General features: G+C 58.6%; 15 protein-coding genes and 1 tRNA gene. 9 read left to right on the forward strand and 7 right to left on the reverse strand.

The window, feature by feature from the left end; all coding sequences use genetic code 11:
• Positions 1–5: 5 nt before the first annotated feature.
• Positions 6–233 carry a hypothetical protein gene (locus tag IPI71_02775; protein QQR71452.1) on the reverse strand — a complete coding sequence of 76 codons (228 nt, stop codon included), beginning with the start codon at positions 231–233 and terminating at the stop codon, positions 6–8.
• Positions 234–360: 127 nt separating this feature from the next.
• On the opposite strand from IPI71_02775, the gene IPI71_02780 reads away from it, so the two are divergent.
• The 6 genes from IPI71_02780 to IPI71_02805 all read left to right on the forward strand — a co-directional run bounded on the left by IPI71_02780 (position 361) and on the right by IPI71_02805 (position 5618).
• On the forward strand, positions 361–930 hold the full coding sequence (locus IPI71_02780; protein QQR71453.1) for a 5-formyltetrahydrofolate cyclo-ligase: 570 nt from the start codon (positions 361–363) through the stop codon (positions 928–930).
• A 61-nt stretch (positions 931–991) separates the two neighbouring features.
• On the forward strand, positions 992–3382 hold the full coding sequence (locus IPI71_02785; GenBank protein QQR71454.1) for a CDC48 family AAA ATPase: 2391 nt from the start codon (positions 992–994) through the stop codon (positions 3380–3382).
• A 22-nt stretch (positions 3383–3404) separates the two neighbouring features.
• Complete coding sequence (locus IPI71_02790; protein QQR71455.1) at positions 3405–3806, forward strand: hypothetical protein; 402 nt, start codon at positions 3405–3407, stop codon at positions 3804–3806.
• Positions 3807–3865: 59 nt separating this feature from the next.
• A complete protein-coding gene (locus tag IPI71_02795; GenBank protein QQR71456.1) occupies positions 3866–4963 on the forward strand; it encodes a fructose 1,6-bisphosphatase in 1098 nt (365 codons plus the stop codon).
• A gap of 77 nt (positions 4964–5040) precedes the next feature.
• Positions 5041–5277 (forward strand): ribonucleoprotein, encoded by a 237-nt coding sequence (locus IPI71_02800; protein ID QQR71457.1) that lies wholly within the window; start codon positions 5041–5043, stop codon positions 5275–5277.
• Positions 5277–5618, forward strand: coding sequence for an Lrp/AsnC family transcriptional regulator (locus tag IPI71_02805; GenBank protein QQR71458.1), 342 nt, complete (start codon positions 5277–5279; stop codon positions 5616–5618). The genes IPI71_02800 and IPI71_02805 overlap by 1 nt, the downstream gene beginning before the upstream one ends.
• 346 nt (positions 5619–5964) lie before the next feature.
• On the opposite strand, the gene IPI71_02810 is transcribed toward IPI71_02805, so the two are convergent.
• Together IPI71_02810 and IPI71_02815 are read right to left on the reverse strand one after the other, a co-directional pair.
• On the reverse strand, positions 5965–6567 hold the full coding sequence (locus IPI71_02810) for a YIP1 family protein (protein ID QQR71459.1): 603 nt from the start codon (positions 6565–6567) through the stop codon (positions 5965–5967).
• A 317-nt stretch (positions 6568–6884) separates the two neighbouring features.
• Positions 6885–7127 carry a hypothetical protein gene (locus IPI71_02815; GenBank protein QQR71460.1) on the reverse strand — a complete coding sequence of 81 codons (243 nt, stop codon included), beginning with the start codon at positions 7125–7127 and terminating at the stop codon, positions 6885–6887.
• Positions 7128–7487: 360 nt separating this feature from the next.
• Here IPI71_02815 and IPI71_02820 point away from each other — a divergent pair, with 360 nt between their 5' ends.
• Positions 7488–7943 (forward strand): MarR family transcriptional regulator, encoded by a 456-nt coding sequence (locus IPI71_02820; protein ID QQR71461.1) that lies wholly within the window; start codon positions 7488–7490, stop codon positions 7941–7943.
• Entirely contained in the window at positions 7930–9363 is a 1434-nt protein-coding gene (locus IPI71_02825; GenBank protein QQR71462.1) for an MATE family efflux transporter, read from the forward strand. The genes IPI71_02820 and IPI71_02825 overlap by 14 nt, the downstream gene beginning before the upstream one ends.
• Before the next feature lie 56 nt (positions 9364–9419).
• On the opposite strand, the gene IPI71_02830 is transcribed toward IPI71_02825, so the two are convergent.
• From IPI71_02830 to IPI71_02845, 4 genes are all read right to left on the reverse strand, one after another.
• Positions 9420–9492: transfer RNA gene (locus IPI71_02830), tRNA-Gln, on the reverse strand.
• Positions 9493–9821: 329 nt separating this feature from the next.
• Positions 9822–9971 carry a hypothetical protein gene (locus IPI71_02835; protein QQR71463.1) on the reverse strand — a complete coding sequence of 50 codons (150 nt, stop codon included), beginning with the start codon at positions 9969–9971 and terminating at the stop codon, positions 9822–9824.
• Positions 9972–9976: 5 nt separating this feature from the next.
• A complete protein-coding gene (locus IPI71_02840) occupies positions 9977–10747 on the reverse strand; it encodes a tetratricopeptide repeat protein (protein QQR71464.1) in 771 nt (256 codons plus the stop codon).
• Between the two features lie 218 nt (positions 10748–10965).
• Positions 10966–12327 (reverse strand): mannose-1-phosphate guanylyltransferase/mannose-6-phosphate isomerase, encoded by a 1362-nt coding sequence (locus IPI71_02845; protein QQR71919.1) that lies wholly within the window; start codon positions 12325–12327, stop codon positions 10966–10968.
• Between the two features lie 606 nt (positions 12328–12933).
• Between IPI71_02845 and IPI71_02850 the strand changes: the two genes are divergently transcribed.
• Complete coding sequence (locus IPI71_02850) at positions 12934–14190, forward strand: threonine ammonia-lyase (GenBank protein QQR71465.1); 1257 nt, start codon at positions 12934–12936, stop codon at positions 14188–14190.
• The last annotated feature ends 18 nt before the right edge of the window (positions 14191–14208 follow it).

Below are 14208 nucleotides of genomic sequence, written 5' to 3' on the forward strand. Positions count from 1 at the left end.
ATTTTTCAGATTGGTGCCCTGGTCGAACCTTCCTCGAAGTACTTCATGGCGGTGGGAGCGTACTTCTTCACCCCTTCATAAAAGTACTTCGCCATTGCAGGATCCGAGTCCCGGATAGCCCCGTATATGGCGTTGACCAGCCAATTCGGGAGTTCGGTTTCCTTGTCGAGCACATTCTTGATGACCACGATGGTCTCATCAACGTCAACTTTCTTGTTCCAGCGGTATGGCATATTTTGCCTCCTACAGGGAGCAATAAGCAGATGGCGATATAAAAACATATGGTCAGTGACCATCATCCGCCCTGCGGGTCGCCGATCCACACCATTATCTGCTGGATTTTCCCACCATGTACCACGAATGGACCGGGATAAATCGGCTGTACGGGAACGTGCACGGGCGATACGGTGCAGCCTTGAACCAGGGGAGATCTCCTCGCGGTCAGCGGCGATCGGGCGCTTCGTGCTGGACCTCATAGACGGTGTGGACCCGGTCATGGTCTACGCCTCGAAACCAGGCGAGGTGGACACCCATGGCCTGATCGCCGCCCTGCTTGACCAGGGGGTATCGGTCGTGGTACCGGTAATCGAGCAGGAGACCCGGACGCTCCGCCTCTCTTTTCTCCGCGATCCCGGGGTGCTTGTCCCGAGCACGTTCTCGGTCCCTGAACCGGTGGGGTGCGAGATCCCCGCGGATCCTGCCGATATAGAACTCGTGGTGGTGCCGATGATGGCCTTTGATCGCCGGGGATACCGGCTCGGTTACGGGGCAGGCTACTATGACCGGTTCCTCTCGGACCATCCCTGGATGAAAAAGATCGGGGTGGCGTTCTCCTGCCTCGAGTTGGACCGGATCCCGTCAGATGATTACGATGTGCCCATGGACATCATCGTGACCGATACCGGGATTATCCGGATTTCTCACCGGTAACTATGCAAATATTTATGTAATATGCATCACTAACTTTAAGTAAATACTGGGCTGAATTTCCATGGCAGATACAGAGTACGCCGAAGTTGTGGTCAAAGAGGCGGCCAGGGACGATGCCGGCCGGGGCATCGCCCGCCTGAGCATCGAGATGATGCGGGCGCTGGACGTGGTATCAGGCGATGTTATCGAGATCCTGGGCAAGAGGCGGGCGACCGCCATCGTCTGGCCGGGCTTCCCCCAGGACACCAACCTGGGAATCCTGCGCATCGACGGGACGATCCGCGGGAATGCCGGGACTGGTGTCGATGAGAAGGTGAAAATCCGGAAGGTCGAGGTCGGGATCGCCAGGAAGGTGGTGATCCAGCCGACCCAGCCGATCCGGCTTGTCGGTGGAGAGCAGTACCTGGCCCGCGTGTTGCGGGGCCGCCCGGTCATGGAGGGGCAGACCGTCAGGGTCGACGTGATTGGAAACCCCCTCACCCTGGTTATTGCCAAGGTCTCCCCGCGGGGCCCCGCCGTAGTAACTGACGAGACCGAGATCGAACTCAAGGAGACCCCCTACAAGCCTGAAGAGGGAAAGAAAAAAGAGGTCTCTGACGTCCACTACGAGGACATCGGCGGTCTCTCCCGGGAGCTTGAGATGGTGAGAGAGATGATCGAGCTCCCGCTTCGCCATCCCGAGCTCTTCGAGCGGCTGGGGATCGAGCCGCCAAAAGGGGTACTCCTCTACGGACCGCCCGGGACCGGGAAGACCCTGATCGCAAAAGCGGTGGCAAACGAGGTGGATGCCCACTTCATCACCATCTCAGGGCCGGAGATCATGAGCAAGTACTACGGGGAGAGCGAGGGCAAGCTCCGGGAGGTCTTTGAAGAGGCCCAGGAGAATGCCCCGGCGATAATCTTCATCGACGAACTCGATTCGATCGCCCCCAAGCGGGAGGACACCAAGGGCGAGGTGGAGCGCCGGGTCGTAGCCCAGCTCCTCTCCCTGATGGATGGCCTCAAGGGCCGGGGCCAGGTGGTGGTAATCGGGGCAACGAACATCCCCGACGCACTCGACCCGGCACTGCGGCGCGGGGGCCGGTTCGACCGCGAGATCGAGGTCGGGATCCCCGACCGGAAAGGGAGGCTTGAGATCTTCCAGGTCCATACGCGGGGCGTGCCTCTCGCCGATGACGTCAAAGTCGAGGAGTACGCCGACACCACGCACGGGTTTGTCGGGGCCGATATCGCGCTGCTGGTCAAGGAGGCCGCGATGCATGCCCTCCGGAAGATCCTGCCGAAGATCGACCTTGACAGGGAGATCCCGGCCGAGCTCCTCGATGAGCTCAGGGTGACCGGCACGGACTTCGACGAGGCCCGCCGGCACGTGGAGCCAAGTGCCATGCGGGAGGTCCTGGTCGAGATCCCTGATGTCACCTGGGAGGATGTCGGCGGACTCGAGGAGGTCAAGCAGGAGCTCAAAGAGGCGGTCGAATGGCCGCTGAAGTACCCCGGGGTGTTTGAGAAGTTGCAGACCAAGCCGCCGAAAGGCATCCTCCTCTTCGGCCCCCCAGGTACCGGGAAGACCCTGATTGCCAAGGCGGTGGCAAACGAGAGCGAGTGCAACTTCATCTCGGTCAAGGGACCCGAGCTCCTCTCCAAGTGGGTCGGGGAATCGGAGAAAGGGGTCCGTGAAGTCTTCCGCAAGGCGCGGCAGGCCGCACCCTCGATCATCTTCTTCGATGAAGTCGATGCCCTGGTTCCCAGGCGGGGCACCTACGTGGGCTCCTCGCACGTGACCGAGAGCGTGGTCAGCCAGATCCTGACCGAGCTCGACGGCCTGGAGGAGCTGAAGAACGTGACCGTGATCGGGGCCACCAACCGCCCGGACATGCTCGACCCGGCGCTGATGCGCCCGGGCAGGATGGAGCGGCACATCTATGTCCCGCCGCCGGACCGGGAGAGCAGGAGGAAGATCTTCGAAGTCTACCTCCGCCAGGCCGAAGCCCTGCTCGCCTCGGACGTGCGCATCGACGATCTCGTAGCAGAGACCGACAACTACGTGGGTGCGGATATCGAGGCCCTGGTCCGGGAGGCGAAGCTTTCCGCCATGCGGGAATTCATCGTGGCCATGGCCGGGAAGAAGGAGACCGAGATAGCCGATGCCGCAATCAACGTTCGTATCACCCGGAAGCACTTCGATGCGGCAAAGAAAAAGGTACGGGCATCGCTTGACCGGGACGCACTTGAAGCAGCGGAGCGGCAGGCCTGGGAGCTCCTCTACAACCAGGACCAGCGGGAGATACTCGAGAGTGCGCTTGGTGCCATCAAGCGTGCCGCGCTGCGCAGGGGGGCAAAACCGGATACGGGCACCCTTGAGGGCCTCGTGTTCAGCCGGACGAAAGACTGGAACGAGATCAAGCGGCTAACCCACCAGGTCGAGGAAGAGCTGAAGAAGACCGCAGGCTGACTGAACAGATACCAACGAAACCATGACCGATATACCACCAGACAAGAGACAGGGCATTGACGACATGATCCGGCAGATCATGGAGATGGGCGGGGGCGCACCGGTGTTCATCGGGGTGCAGATCATCGTTCCCCCTTCCGGCAACCCCGGCCAGCTGGTCCGGGGCGATGGGACGGAGCCTGGGATCGAGGTGCACACCTTTGGAAACCGGGCCACCCTTGTGACCGAATTTCCCGGTATCGCACCCGGGGACATCCAGGTTCTCTTCCGCCACGACCGCGTATTCATCTGGGCAAAGGACGGGGAAAGGTTCTACCGGGCGAGTGCACGGGTTCCTCCCGCCCAGGAGGAGACGGTTGAGATCTCCTGCAGGCACGGTGTGCTTGAGATCTCCTATGCCCTGGCCGTTCCTGTGAACCCCTGAATCCCCAAAACCCACACTCTTTTATCATCCTGCAGTCATCTATTAGTGAGTGATTTCTGATGCCTACGACGACAATCTCTTTGATCAAGGCCGATATCGGGAGTTTTCCAGGCCACTCCCGGACCCATCCGAAAATTCTTGAAAAGGCAGCCAAGATGCTCAGGGAGGAAGAAGGGAAGCTCCTGATCGATTCCTTTGTGACCCACTGCGGCGATGACATGGAGCTTATCATGACCCATACCAGGGGGGAAGACGATGAGAAGATCCATGCCCTCGCCTGGAAGGTCTTCACCGAGTGCACGAAACTGGCAAAAGAGATGAAGCTCTACGGTGCCGGCCAGGATATCCTCTCCGAGGCTTTTTCCGGGAACGTGAAGGGGATGGGGCCCGGTGTGGCCGAGATGGAGTTCGAAGAGCGGGGCTCCGACCCGGTCCTGCTCTTCATGGCCGACAAGACTGAGCCGGGAGCCTGGAACTTTTACCTGTACAAGATGTTCGCCGATCCCTTCAACACTCCGGGACTGGTCATCGATCCAACCATGCACGACGGGTTCATTTTCGAGGTTCACGATGTCATGGAGAAGCGGAAGATCGAGTTCCGGACCCCCGAGGAGATCTACAGCCTGCTCGCCTACATCGGAGCGCCGTCCCGCTACGTGGTCAAGTATGTCAGGAGAAAGGACGGGGTCGTCGCCGCCTCGACCAGTACCCAGCGCCTCAGCCTTATCGCCGGCAAATATGTCGGCAAGGACGACCCGGTCATGATCGTTCGGGGACAGAGCGGTCTTCCCGCGGTCGGTGAGATCCTGGATCCATTCGCCATTCCCTTTATCGTTGCCGGATGGATGCGGGGGTCCCACCACGGCCCCTTTATGCCGGTGGGCCTGCCTGAAGCTAACTGCACCCGTTTCGACGGGCCTCCGCGGGTCCTCTGCCTCGGGTTCCAGGTCTGCAACGGGAAGCTAATCGGTCCCGCCGACATGTTTGACGACCCGGCATTCGACCGTGTACGCGACCGCTGCAACGAGCTTGCCGATATCCTGCGTGCCCATGGGCCGTTTGAGCCTCACCGGCTGTCGCTCGATGAGATGGAGTACACGACGCTCCCGAACGTGGAAAAGAGGTTCCGGGACCGCTGGAAACCGATCCCGGAATAACCATTTTTCCGCCGGAAACCGGCTGGTCGTGCCCATGAGGCAACCTTTAATATTCAGACAGCGCCAATGAATGGCAGATGGTGAACGGTATCGTACTGCCAATCAAGAAGGTATTCTCTCTCGTGGAATCGAAGATAACCGTCGAGATCAAGGACGACAACCGGAAGCTCCAGGGCCGCCTGGTGGCCGTTGATGAGTACCTCAATATCCATATGGATGAGACGACCGAGTTCATCGATGGCCACCGTGGAAGAAACCTCGGCACGGTCGTGATCCGCGGGAACAATATCCTCTCAATTTCTCCGAGCGCCTGATGACCCGGTCAGAAGAAGAAGCGCTGAAGGTAATCCAGCAAAAGCCCGAAGGGGTACTCCAGAGCGATCTCTGGAAGATCCTCGAGGTGGACAGCAGGAAATGCTCCCGGATCGTGAAAAAGCTCCTCGATTCCGGTCAGATCGAGCGCGTCGAGTTCCGGAAAAACGGGATCAGGACCTTTATCCTCAGGGCACACCGCATGCCGGTCGATCCCGGGCAGCTCCTTGCCGGTGAAGAGCTGATCCCCTGCATCGCCTGCGATATCGAGTGCAACGTGATCGAGTGCCCGAAACTCCTGGACTGGATGTACCAGCTCGCCATCTGTGATGCAGGCGAGTAGGGACTGGTCAATCCTCCATGGAGTATCGTGGCGGTTCATCCACCTTTTTTTTATCCGCATTGCTTCACGAAGTGAGGACTTCCTGTTTATTTCCCGGGGCATTGCGCCCCGGGCTTAACCCCTTCACAGCGGTGGATGCGACAAGGTGGATAACCGCCTTTCATGAGGAGGTTATGGAATGCACCCACCAAAGCGAGCTTTACTCTCCGGAATGATCGATAGATCACAGTCCCGGCTGGGAAGAAACGCTCGAATTCCAGGTGGCCTCGTCTCCCAGCGGCCCTCATCCATGGGCCTGTCGGCAGATCCTGGTAATCCCGGTGCAGCGGCTTTTCCCAATAAAAAATTAATAGAGATTCATCGGTACCTGCATCATTTCCATGTAGGCGATGAATAAAAAGGCGGCAACAAGGATGATGATGATCGCGAGCACCACCACGGCAATGATGGCTGCTGCTGCCGCCTTGCCGGTGGACATCTCCTGGAGTTCGCGGACGCCCAGGATAGTGAGGATAAATGACCAGATCGACCCGATGAACCCGATGAACGGTATCCATCCGATGAGGAGCTCAGGAGTTGCTCCGTAGGCGATTGCCTTGAGAGTCTCGATGTAGCCTTTCCTGCCGCCAAGGATGTATACCCAGAGGTGAAGCCAGGCCGCCGCGATGAACAGGATAAAGATGCTGCCAAAGATCATCAGGATGGCGATAGCCACCATCCCGGCCCCGATAGTAGCCGGGACGACGATGCCGAGACTTTCATAGATGCTGCTGTATACCACCCACATCGATGAGAGAACGACAAGGCTGATGATCACCGAAAGCACGGTGTTGATGAGCACCAGGATCAAGAAGTACTTCAGGGCATCCCCGAGATCCGCTGTCTTAACCTTCTGGAAAGTCTCGACCGGCGAGAAGAGCATACCCCTGACAAGCTCGATGTAATCCATGTAAACTCCGGTAATTTTCGCCCGGAAATGTATAAAAAGGTTATGAGATGGGGGATGGTTCTCAGGCTCTTTCCTCCCTTCGGTATCGAGAACCCGTTCCCCATGAAAATCGGGCCGGGGATGACCATGGAGGCCAGCAGGGCATAGAGATCCTCCCCGGACCCCGATTCTACGTGGATGGTGGCGGCGAAGATACCATCCGGCTGAACTTCACCAGCTCCGGCGAGGACGAAATCCGGGAAGGCATGTAACGGCTGGCCCCGGTCATCCTGAAGCTGTCCTGATAGGCATACCACTGCTTATGGATCGCAGGGAGTTCACAAGGCTGGACCAGGCTTTAAAGTCGAACAGCAAAGTCCCGCGGTATCCCCGCCTGTCTCACCGCGTCCCCCGGCAGCAGCACCTCCCCTGTTATCACCGGCAAACACCTTGATGATCCGGATCCTGCTCCCGGTCGCTTTTTCATACCATTCGCGCTCCCGGTCGGCTTCCCGGAGGGTGCGGATATAGTGCCGGATGATCATGCCGGTCTCCGTATCGACCAGCCGGTAACTGCTCATTACCAGTCCACCCCGCTAATAGCACTCATCGAAGCATTACTCCTCGTCCCAGCCACCCGGTACGTAGTATGACGGTATCATGCGGCAGAGGACCGCCCCGCATTCGGGACAGGTATGCGGGCCTGGCAGAGGAGGGCCGCATACCCGGCAGCCGGTCTGCAGATAGAATTCCGCACCGCAGCGCGGGCAGGACAAACGTTCCATGCCAGCTGATTATCCCTTCTCCTGTTTGAACCCAGCGGGTGGTACACCTGGTGCCAGCCCGCTACAACCCTTCCCGGGGCCCGACATTGTTGATCACGCAACAGTTGCGAGGACAACATTCTTGAGCCTCCCCGGAAAACATTTGAGAGGTTTTTCATGCACCCGGACATGCCACTCGGAGCCCTCATCTCCGTAATCCACCGCAACCATATCATCGCCCTGAACACCCGGTTACGACCGCTCGGGCTTTCCGCCAGCCAGCTCCCCATCCTCCTCTTCCTCTCCCACCGGGAGGGTATTCCCCAGGAGGCTCTGGCGCGGCACTTCCACCTCGACAAGGCCACCATCGCCAGGGCGGTAAAACGCCTGGAAGACGGCGGGTTCATCTGCCGGAAGATCGATCCCGCCGACCGCCGGGCTTACGGGCTGTTCCTGACCGGCAAGGGAACAGAGGTCAGGGACGATCTCCGGGTGATCGACGCAGCCTGGGAGAGAGCCCTCCTCTCCGTAGTTCCGGAAACAAACCGCCCCGTCCTGATCCGGCTGCTCCGGGCCCTTGCAGAACACAGTATCGCCATTGCCGGGACGGGGCGTGAGCATGGCTGCGATTGAGGCCGAATCCGCGGGACCGGGTCCGGCATACCAGGAGACCGTGACCCGCGGGGTGAGCATCCTGCGCGGTGATCCGAAGACGGCCATCCGGAAGCTTTCCGGACCCATGATCATCGCCATGCTGCTGATGGCGATTTACAACCTGGCCGATGCCGCCTGGGTCGCCGGCCTTGGGGCTGATGCCCTGGCCGGGGTCGGGTTCATCACCCCGCTGTTCATGATCCTGATGGGCCTTTCCACCGGACTTGGTGCCGGCGCGACCTCGGTTGTTGCCCGGAGGATCGGGTCCCGGGACAAGCAGGGGGCGGACAACGCCGCGACCCATGCCATAGTCCTATCCGTGGCAGTGTCTGCCGTGCTGCTCATCCCCCTGGTACTTTACCTGCGCCCTATTGTCGAGCTCATGAGGGCAGGATCGGTGACAGACCTCGCGGTGGAGTACGGGAGTATCATCTTCCTTGGGTCCATCTTCTTCCTTATCGTACAGATGGCGTACGCCATCCTCCGGGCCGAGGGGGATACCAAGCGGACCATGTACGCCATGGCCCTCTCATCGGTCCTCAACATCGTCCTTGACCCGATCCTGATCTACTGGGCCGGGCTCGGGGTGGCCGGTGCGGCATGGGCAACGGTCATCTCCATTTTTGCCGTTGTCCTGGTGCTCGGATACTGGTTCTTTGTCAGGAAGGATACCTATGTGACCATCACGCTGCGGAACTTCTCCCCGGACCCGCAGGCTTTTCGCGCCATCCTCGGGGTGGGGTTTCCGGCGAGCATCGAGATGCTGCTGATGTCGATAGTGGTGATCATCAACAACGCCATCCTGGTGCTGGTCGCCGGAACCGATGCAGTTGCGGTCTTTACCTCCGGATGGCGGATCGTCATGTTCGCGATAGTCCCCCTCATCGCCATCGCCACATCGGTGGTCTCGGTCGTTGGTGCTGCCTACGGAGCGCGTGAATATGGCAAGATCCGGGATGCGCACCGGTATGCCATCTCCATCGGGGTGGTCATCGCGCTGGTCACGAGCCTCCTTACCTACATGCTCGCCCCCTGGATTACGACCCTTTTTACCTACGCTCCCGAGAGCGCCTACCTCGTGCCGATGTTCATCCTCTTCTTCCAGACCATGTGCCTCTTCTACCCATTTGCCCCCCTGGGGATGTTCTCTTCCTCGGTGTTCCAGGGGACCGGGCATGGCATCACCTCGCTCGTGATCACCCTATTTCGGAACCTGGTCTTCATCGCCGTATTTTCCTACCTGCTCGCGATCGTTTTCGGGTTCGGCGAGATGGGGGTCTTCATGGGTATCGTCGCCGGAAACATACTCGGTGGCCTGGTCGGTTACATCTGGGCTCGCGCCTTCATCACGAGGCTTATCAGGACCGGGGAGGTGGGAAGAAAGGGGCAAATCCCGTAAAAATGGCGGACCCGGACAGCAATAAAAAGGTGATCGGTGCGTGGTGTCCAGGCCGATACCCCCGGGCGGATTCGAACCGCCGTCGCCGGATCCAAAGTCCTGCATGATTGACCGCTACACTACGGGGGTTAACAGGCCCTCTGGTATACAGAGGTGAGTAAATATGTGAATCCTGGATATATAACGGCTCTGCGGAGGGGTACCGTGGATTTCCGGGCCGTTTGGCACAAGGAGACAGAGCCTGCTCTTTTTAAAAAACACATGATTTCCTGACCGGGTAGGGAGTGAAAATGACGAAAGCCATTTTCCTTTGAACCGCCGATGCCTGACTGCCCTGCCATCGGGCATAAAAAAACGAAGACCACGAAGTGGTTTAGGTATGAACGCTGCACCCGCGGTTTTCATCGGGGATCATGTGGCCTGATTAGTCTCATGTTGCGTTTCATTCGAAAAAGGAATTATTTCTGCTTCCTCACGATGGCCATTATCTCATCTTCGAGACCCTCAACCTCCTCGATCCGTTCATCCAGGTATTCTCGTAGTGCCCGGAGATTGGATTCGATGAGGTAGAGCTTGTCCTCGATCAGCTTGATATCGTCGCTATCCATGCGAATCACAGGCTCGGGAAATCGTTCTCCGGAATAGGGTTCAAATTATAGACGAACCATGACGGGGGGTAGACTGGCCCGATGAAAGTCATGGTATAGCCGTACCCAAGTGTTCCCGGGAAGTACTGGGGGGTTGCCCACTGGAGATAACCTGCGTTTTCCTCGAACCGTTTCTCCCGGGCATTCCAGAGCCTGCCGTACGAGATGTAAAAAGTATACAATCCTTGGGGCACGACTCCTTCCAAGTAGTGATAATACCCTTTCTTGACATAGACTGCCGTAGACGCCCCTTCCGATCGAACGGGGACCAGTGCAACCACCAAGTCGGTTGTTCCCTGCCGGTTGTCGATCACAAGGTAGTTCCATCCCGAAGCCCAGGAACCGGTGACCAGGGAACCGCTGGGGATATCGGGAAAGACGATCTTTTCCGAGGTCACCAGGTAACTGTCGATGACCTGGGAAAGCGCCGGGTCTGCGGCTATCGCACTCCTGTAGGCATCAATGGCTTCCGAATGGCTTCCGATGGTGGCCAGCACCTGCCCTTTGGCAAAGTAGGCTTTCGCAAAGTCGGGGGCGAGTGCAATCGCCATTTCATAGGCATGAAGTGCCCCATCGTACCGGCCTCCATTCATATATGTATTGCCGAGCTCATACCACCCGCCTGCCGTTGTCGGATTTCCTGTGGCGGTGGCTTCAGCCTGCACCGCCTGGACTGCACCGCATAGCACGAGCAGCGACAGCAACAGCAGTAACCCTCTTCCTGCAGTCATACCCACCGTATAAGCATGAGCTGGCGGGTAAATATAGTTTAGGAGTTGACCGAACCGTTAGAGGAAAGGAGCTGGTTGTGCTGTGCCCGGAGGTCGGATACCTGATCACGGAGAAGCAGGGTTGCCCTGGATGAAGCCTGGGGAAATGGAATTTGAAACGACCGAATTACACAGGAAAAACCCACTCCTCCCATGAAACGATGCTGCCTTTTTCACGGTTCATTTCAGTGTTCCGGGCTTCTATTATAGTCATCGTCAAACCGGACAATGTCGTCTTCTCCGATATACTCCCCGATCTGGACTTCTATGATCTCGAGGGGGACGAGCCCCGGGTTCTCCAGGCGGTGGACCGAACCTATGGGTACAAAGGTGCTCTCCCCTTTCCGTAGCAACCGCTCTTCACCGTTGACATTGACTTTCGCTGTACCATGCACGATCACCCAGTGCTCGCTCCGGTGATGGTGCATCTGCAGAGAGAGCCGGCGTTTCGGCGGGACGGTGATCCTCTTGATCCGGTATGACGGCCCGTCTTCGAGCCGGGTGAACGAGCCCCAGGGCCGGTATTCTGTCACGTGGAAGTCAGCCCGGGGATCGTTGCGTTCTTTCAGGATCTCGACTGCCCGTTTCGCTTCCCCGGTCCGGTCACGGGGGGCGATGAAGGTGATGTCGCCGGTATCGATCACGGCCGTATCATGGAGTCCTACGGTGATGACCAGGCGGTCCCCGATGATGAGGTTCCGGTGAGAGTCGAGGCCGAGATACTCTCCCCTGACCGCGTTCCCGTCTCCATTCTTATCAAAGATCTCGTAGAACGAATCGAACGACCCGAGATCGTTCCAGGCGGTCTCGAGCGGAACGACCGCCGCCCTGCCGGTCTTCTCCATCAGGCCGTAATCGATGGAGACTGCAGGGGTCATTTCATACGCGGCGGGAACCGGGTGCCGGAAGGCTTCGGCGACTGCCGGTGCATGAACCCGGCACTCGTCAAAGAACAGCTGTGTCGAGAAAAGGAACATGCCACTGTTCCAGAGATACCCCTCGCGGAGATACACCTGGGCCATCTCCAGGTCAGGCTTCTCGGTGAAGGACTCGACCAGGTATCCCTCACCGATCGCCCTTCCCGGGCGGATATACCCGTATCCCGTGTGGGGAGCAGCTCCTTTCACGCCGAAGAGTACCAGGTTTTCCCCGGCAAGCCGGTTTGCTTTCCTGAAGGCCTCGGCATAGGCCGGACCGCTGTGGATCAGGTGGTCTGAGGGGAGGATGGCGACGTGGCATGGACCGGACTCGCGCTCGATCTCCTGCATACCAAAGAAGACCGCAGGCAGGGTATTTCTTCCCGCGGGCTCGGAGATGATGCGGCAGTCGCACCCTATAGCCGCAGCCTGGTCCCGCACGATGAACTCCTGATCGCGGTTGGTAACCACGGAGATGTCATCTGGAGAGGAGAGCATCAGCGCCCGGCGAAGGGTCGTCTGGAAAAGGGAGAGCGAGTCAAAGAGGGGAAGGAACTGCTTGGGATAGCGTCCCCGGCTCAGGGGAAAGAGCCGGGTTCCGCTTCCCCCTGCAAGGATCAGAGTCTTCATCCCCATCTTCATAGGAGATGGTTGGAATCTCCTGATTTATATCGGTTCTTCAGGCATACCCGGTATAACAAGGTGAATTGCCAGATCCAAAAACCTACGGCGCATGCACTTCTCCCCGGTGCATGCACTTGTCCCTGCAGCAGTTGGCGATGATGAGCAGCGGTATTACACCGCTGCCAGTCCGGCAGCCGCAGTATAGCCGATGATGTCTCCTCCGTGCCAGCGCTCATCCTCGGGTTCCTGAAGGTTGAACCAGGGGTGAAGAGAACGATCTTTAAATCACCCCGTATGCGTGGAGAAGCCGGTGGCCGTGATGAACCTGGGGCGGCTCATCAATTAACCGGGCAAACGATGCATTTGCCTCGGCAAAGACCAATGAGAAGAACACTGTCCATTGAGCTTTCAAGGACATCGATGGCCATGAGAGGAGCCGGGGTAGTAAGGGCGATCTTCTGGAAGCGGGTGAGCAGGACCACCAGATCTCGTGATGCATTCCATTCCTGGACCTGGCAATGAGATGCCAAACCCGGCAGAAATATTAAGGCCCGCCTTGCCTGATTCCCGCCATAATCGATAAGAACAGCAACAACACAGCTTACGCATCATATGGTCACCCATGCCGGGATAACAGAGGCGGCAGAACTCCTGAAAGGAAAAATAATCCGGACGCCACTGGTCTATTCCCCCACCTTCTCTGCGATGACCGGAGCAGAGGTGTACCTGAAACTCGAGACCCTGCAGAAGGCTGGTTCATTCAAGGTCCGGGGTGCGGCATACAGAATCCTCTCGCAGCAATCATCCATCGGGAGAAACGGGGTCATTGCTGCATCGGCAGGGAACCATGCCCAGGGGGTGGCGGTGGCCGCAGGCATCGCGGGGATCCCTTCCATGATCGTCATGCCGGTCTGGGTCTCGCCGAGCAAGCAGGAAGCGACTGCGGGATACGGGGCCACCATCATCCTCGAAGGAACCACCCTACAGGACAGTATCGATTACGCGATGAACCGTGCAACATCCGGGGACATGACCTTCATCCACCCCTACGATGATGAAGCGGTAATTGCCGGGCAGGGAACAATCGGGCTCGAGATCCTCGAGGATCTTTCAGAAGTGGACATGGTGATTACTCCAATCGGCGGTGGCGGGCTGATCGCCGGCATTGCCACGGCTTTGAAGGAGAGAAGACCTGCTATCCGGGTAATCGGGGTACAGGCTTCGGCCTGCCCGTCTGCGGTGAGTGCACTCCGGGCAGGCGAGCCGGTCACCATCGAATCCCATCAGACCATTGCCGACGGTATCAGGGTGACACGGACCGGCAATGTCACCTACCCCATCATCCGTGACCTTGTCGAAGAGGTTGTCCTGGTCGAAGACGAGGAGATTGTAAGCTCGGTCTTTGCCCTGCTGGAGCGAAAGAAGGTCCTTGCCGAGGGGGCAGGTGCAGCCCCTCTTGCCGCCCTCCTCTCAGGGAAGGTCCGCTACCGGCCCGGGGAGAAGATTGTTCTGGTCATCGGCGGAGGAAACATCGATGCTTTCCTTCTGGAAAAGATCCTTCGCAGAGGCCTCTTTGAGGCGGGCAGGATCCTCCAGTGCATTATCGAGCTTCCTGAAGGCCCGCAATCGCTCCCGTCGCTTTTCTCCCTCCTTGCCCGTGAGAATGGGGTTATTGTCCGGGTGGAACAGGAGCGCGGCTCGGGCGACCTCCCTCTTGATATCGTCCGGGTTGCACTGGAGATGGAGGTGCGGAACCGCGGTCACCAGGAGCGGATCCTGTCCGCACTGAAGGATGAAGGCTATGGGGTTACCCCAGTAAGGGTACCCAGCCGTAACTTCTTTGAATTCTCCCACACCATCGGAGGGTGACGGGATACATCACTCCCG

The sequence above is a fragment of the Methanolinea sp. genome, assembly GCA_016699325.1.
Taxonomy (GTDB): Archaea; Halobacteriota; Methanomicrobia; order Methanomicrobiales; family Methanospirillaceae; genus UBA9949.

What these genes read in the sequence shown, in the direction of transcription:
- IPI71_02775 (QQR71452.1), bottom strand. Translation starts at nt 233, where the DNA reads ATGCCATACCGCTGGAACAAGAAAGTTGACGTTGATGAGACCATCGTG.
- IPI71_02780 (QQR71453.1), top strand. Translation starts at nt 361, where the DNA reads ATGGACCGGGATAAATCGGCTGTACGGGAACGTGCACGGGCGATACGG.
- IPI71_02785 (QQR71454.1), top strand. Translation starts at nt 992, where the DNA reads ATGGCAGATACAGAGTACGCCGAAGTTGTGGTCAAAGAGGCGGCCAGG.
- IPI71_02790 (QQR71455.1), top strand. Translation starts at nt 3,405, where the DNA reads ATGACCGATATACCACCAGACAAGAGACAGGGCATTGACGACATGATC.
- IPI71_02795 (QQR71456.1), top strand. Translation starts at nt 3,866, where the DNA reads ATGCCTACGACGACAATCTCTTTGATCAAGGCCGATATCGGGAGTTTT.
- IPI71_02800 (QQR71457.1), top strand. Translation starts at nt 5,041, where the DNA reads ATGGTGAACGGTATCGTACTGCCAATCAAGAAGGTATTCTCTCTCGTG.
- IPI71_02805 (QQR71458.1), top strand. Translation starts at nt 5,277, where the DNA reads ATGACCCGGTCAGAAGAAGAAGCGCTGAAGGTAATCCAGCAAAAGCCC.
- IPI71_02810 (QQR71459.1), bottom strand. Translation starts at nt 6,567, where the DNA reads ATGGATTACATCGAGCTTGTCAGGGGTATGCTCTTCTCGCCGGTCGAG.
- IPI71_02815 (QQR71460.1), bottom strand. Translation starts at nt 7,127, where the DNA reads ATGAGCAGTTACCGGCTGGTCGATACGGAGACCGGCATGATCATCCGG.
- IPI71_02820 (QQR71461.1), top strand. Translation starts at nt 7,488, where the DNA reads ATGCACCCGGACATGCCACTCGGAGCCCTCATCTCCGTAATCCACCGC.
- IPI71_02825 (QQR71462.1), top strand. Translation starts at nt 7,930, where the DNA reads ATGGCTGCGATTGAGGCCGAATCCGCGGGACCGGGTCCGGCATACCAG.
- IPI71_02835 (QQR71463.1), bottom strand. Translation starts at nt 9,971, where the DNA reads ATGGATAGCGACGATATCAAGCTGATCGAGGACAAGCTCTACCTCATC.
- IPI71_02845 (QQR71919.1), bottom strand. Translation starts at nt 12,327, where the DNA reads ATGAAGACTCTGATCCTTGCAGGGGGAAGCGGAACCCGGCTCTTTCCC.
- IPI71_02850 (QQR71465.1), top strand. Translation starts at nt 12,934, where the DNA reads ATGGTCACCCATGCCGGGATAACAGAGGCGGCAGAACTCCTGAAAGGA.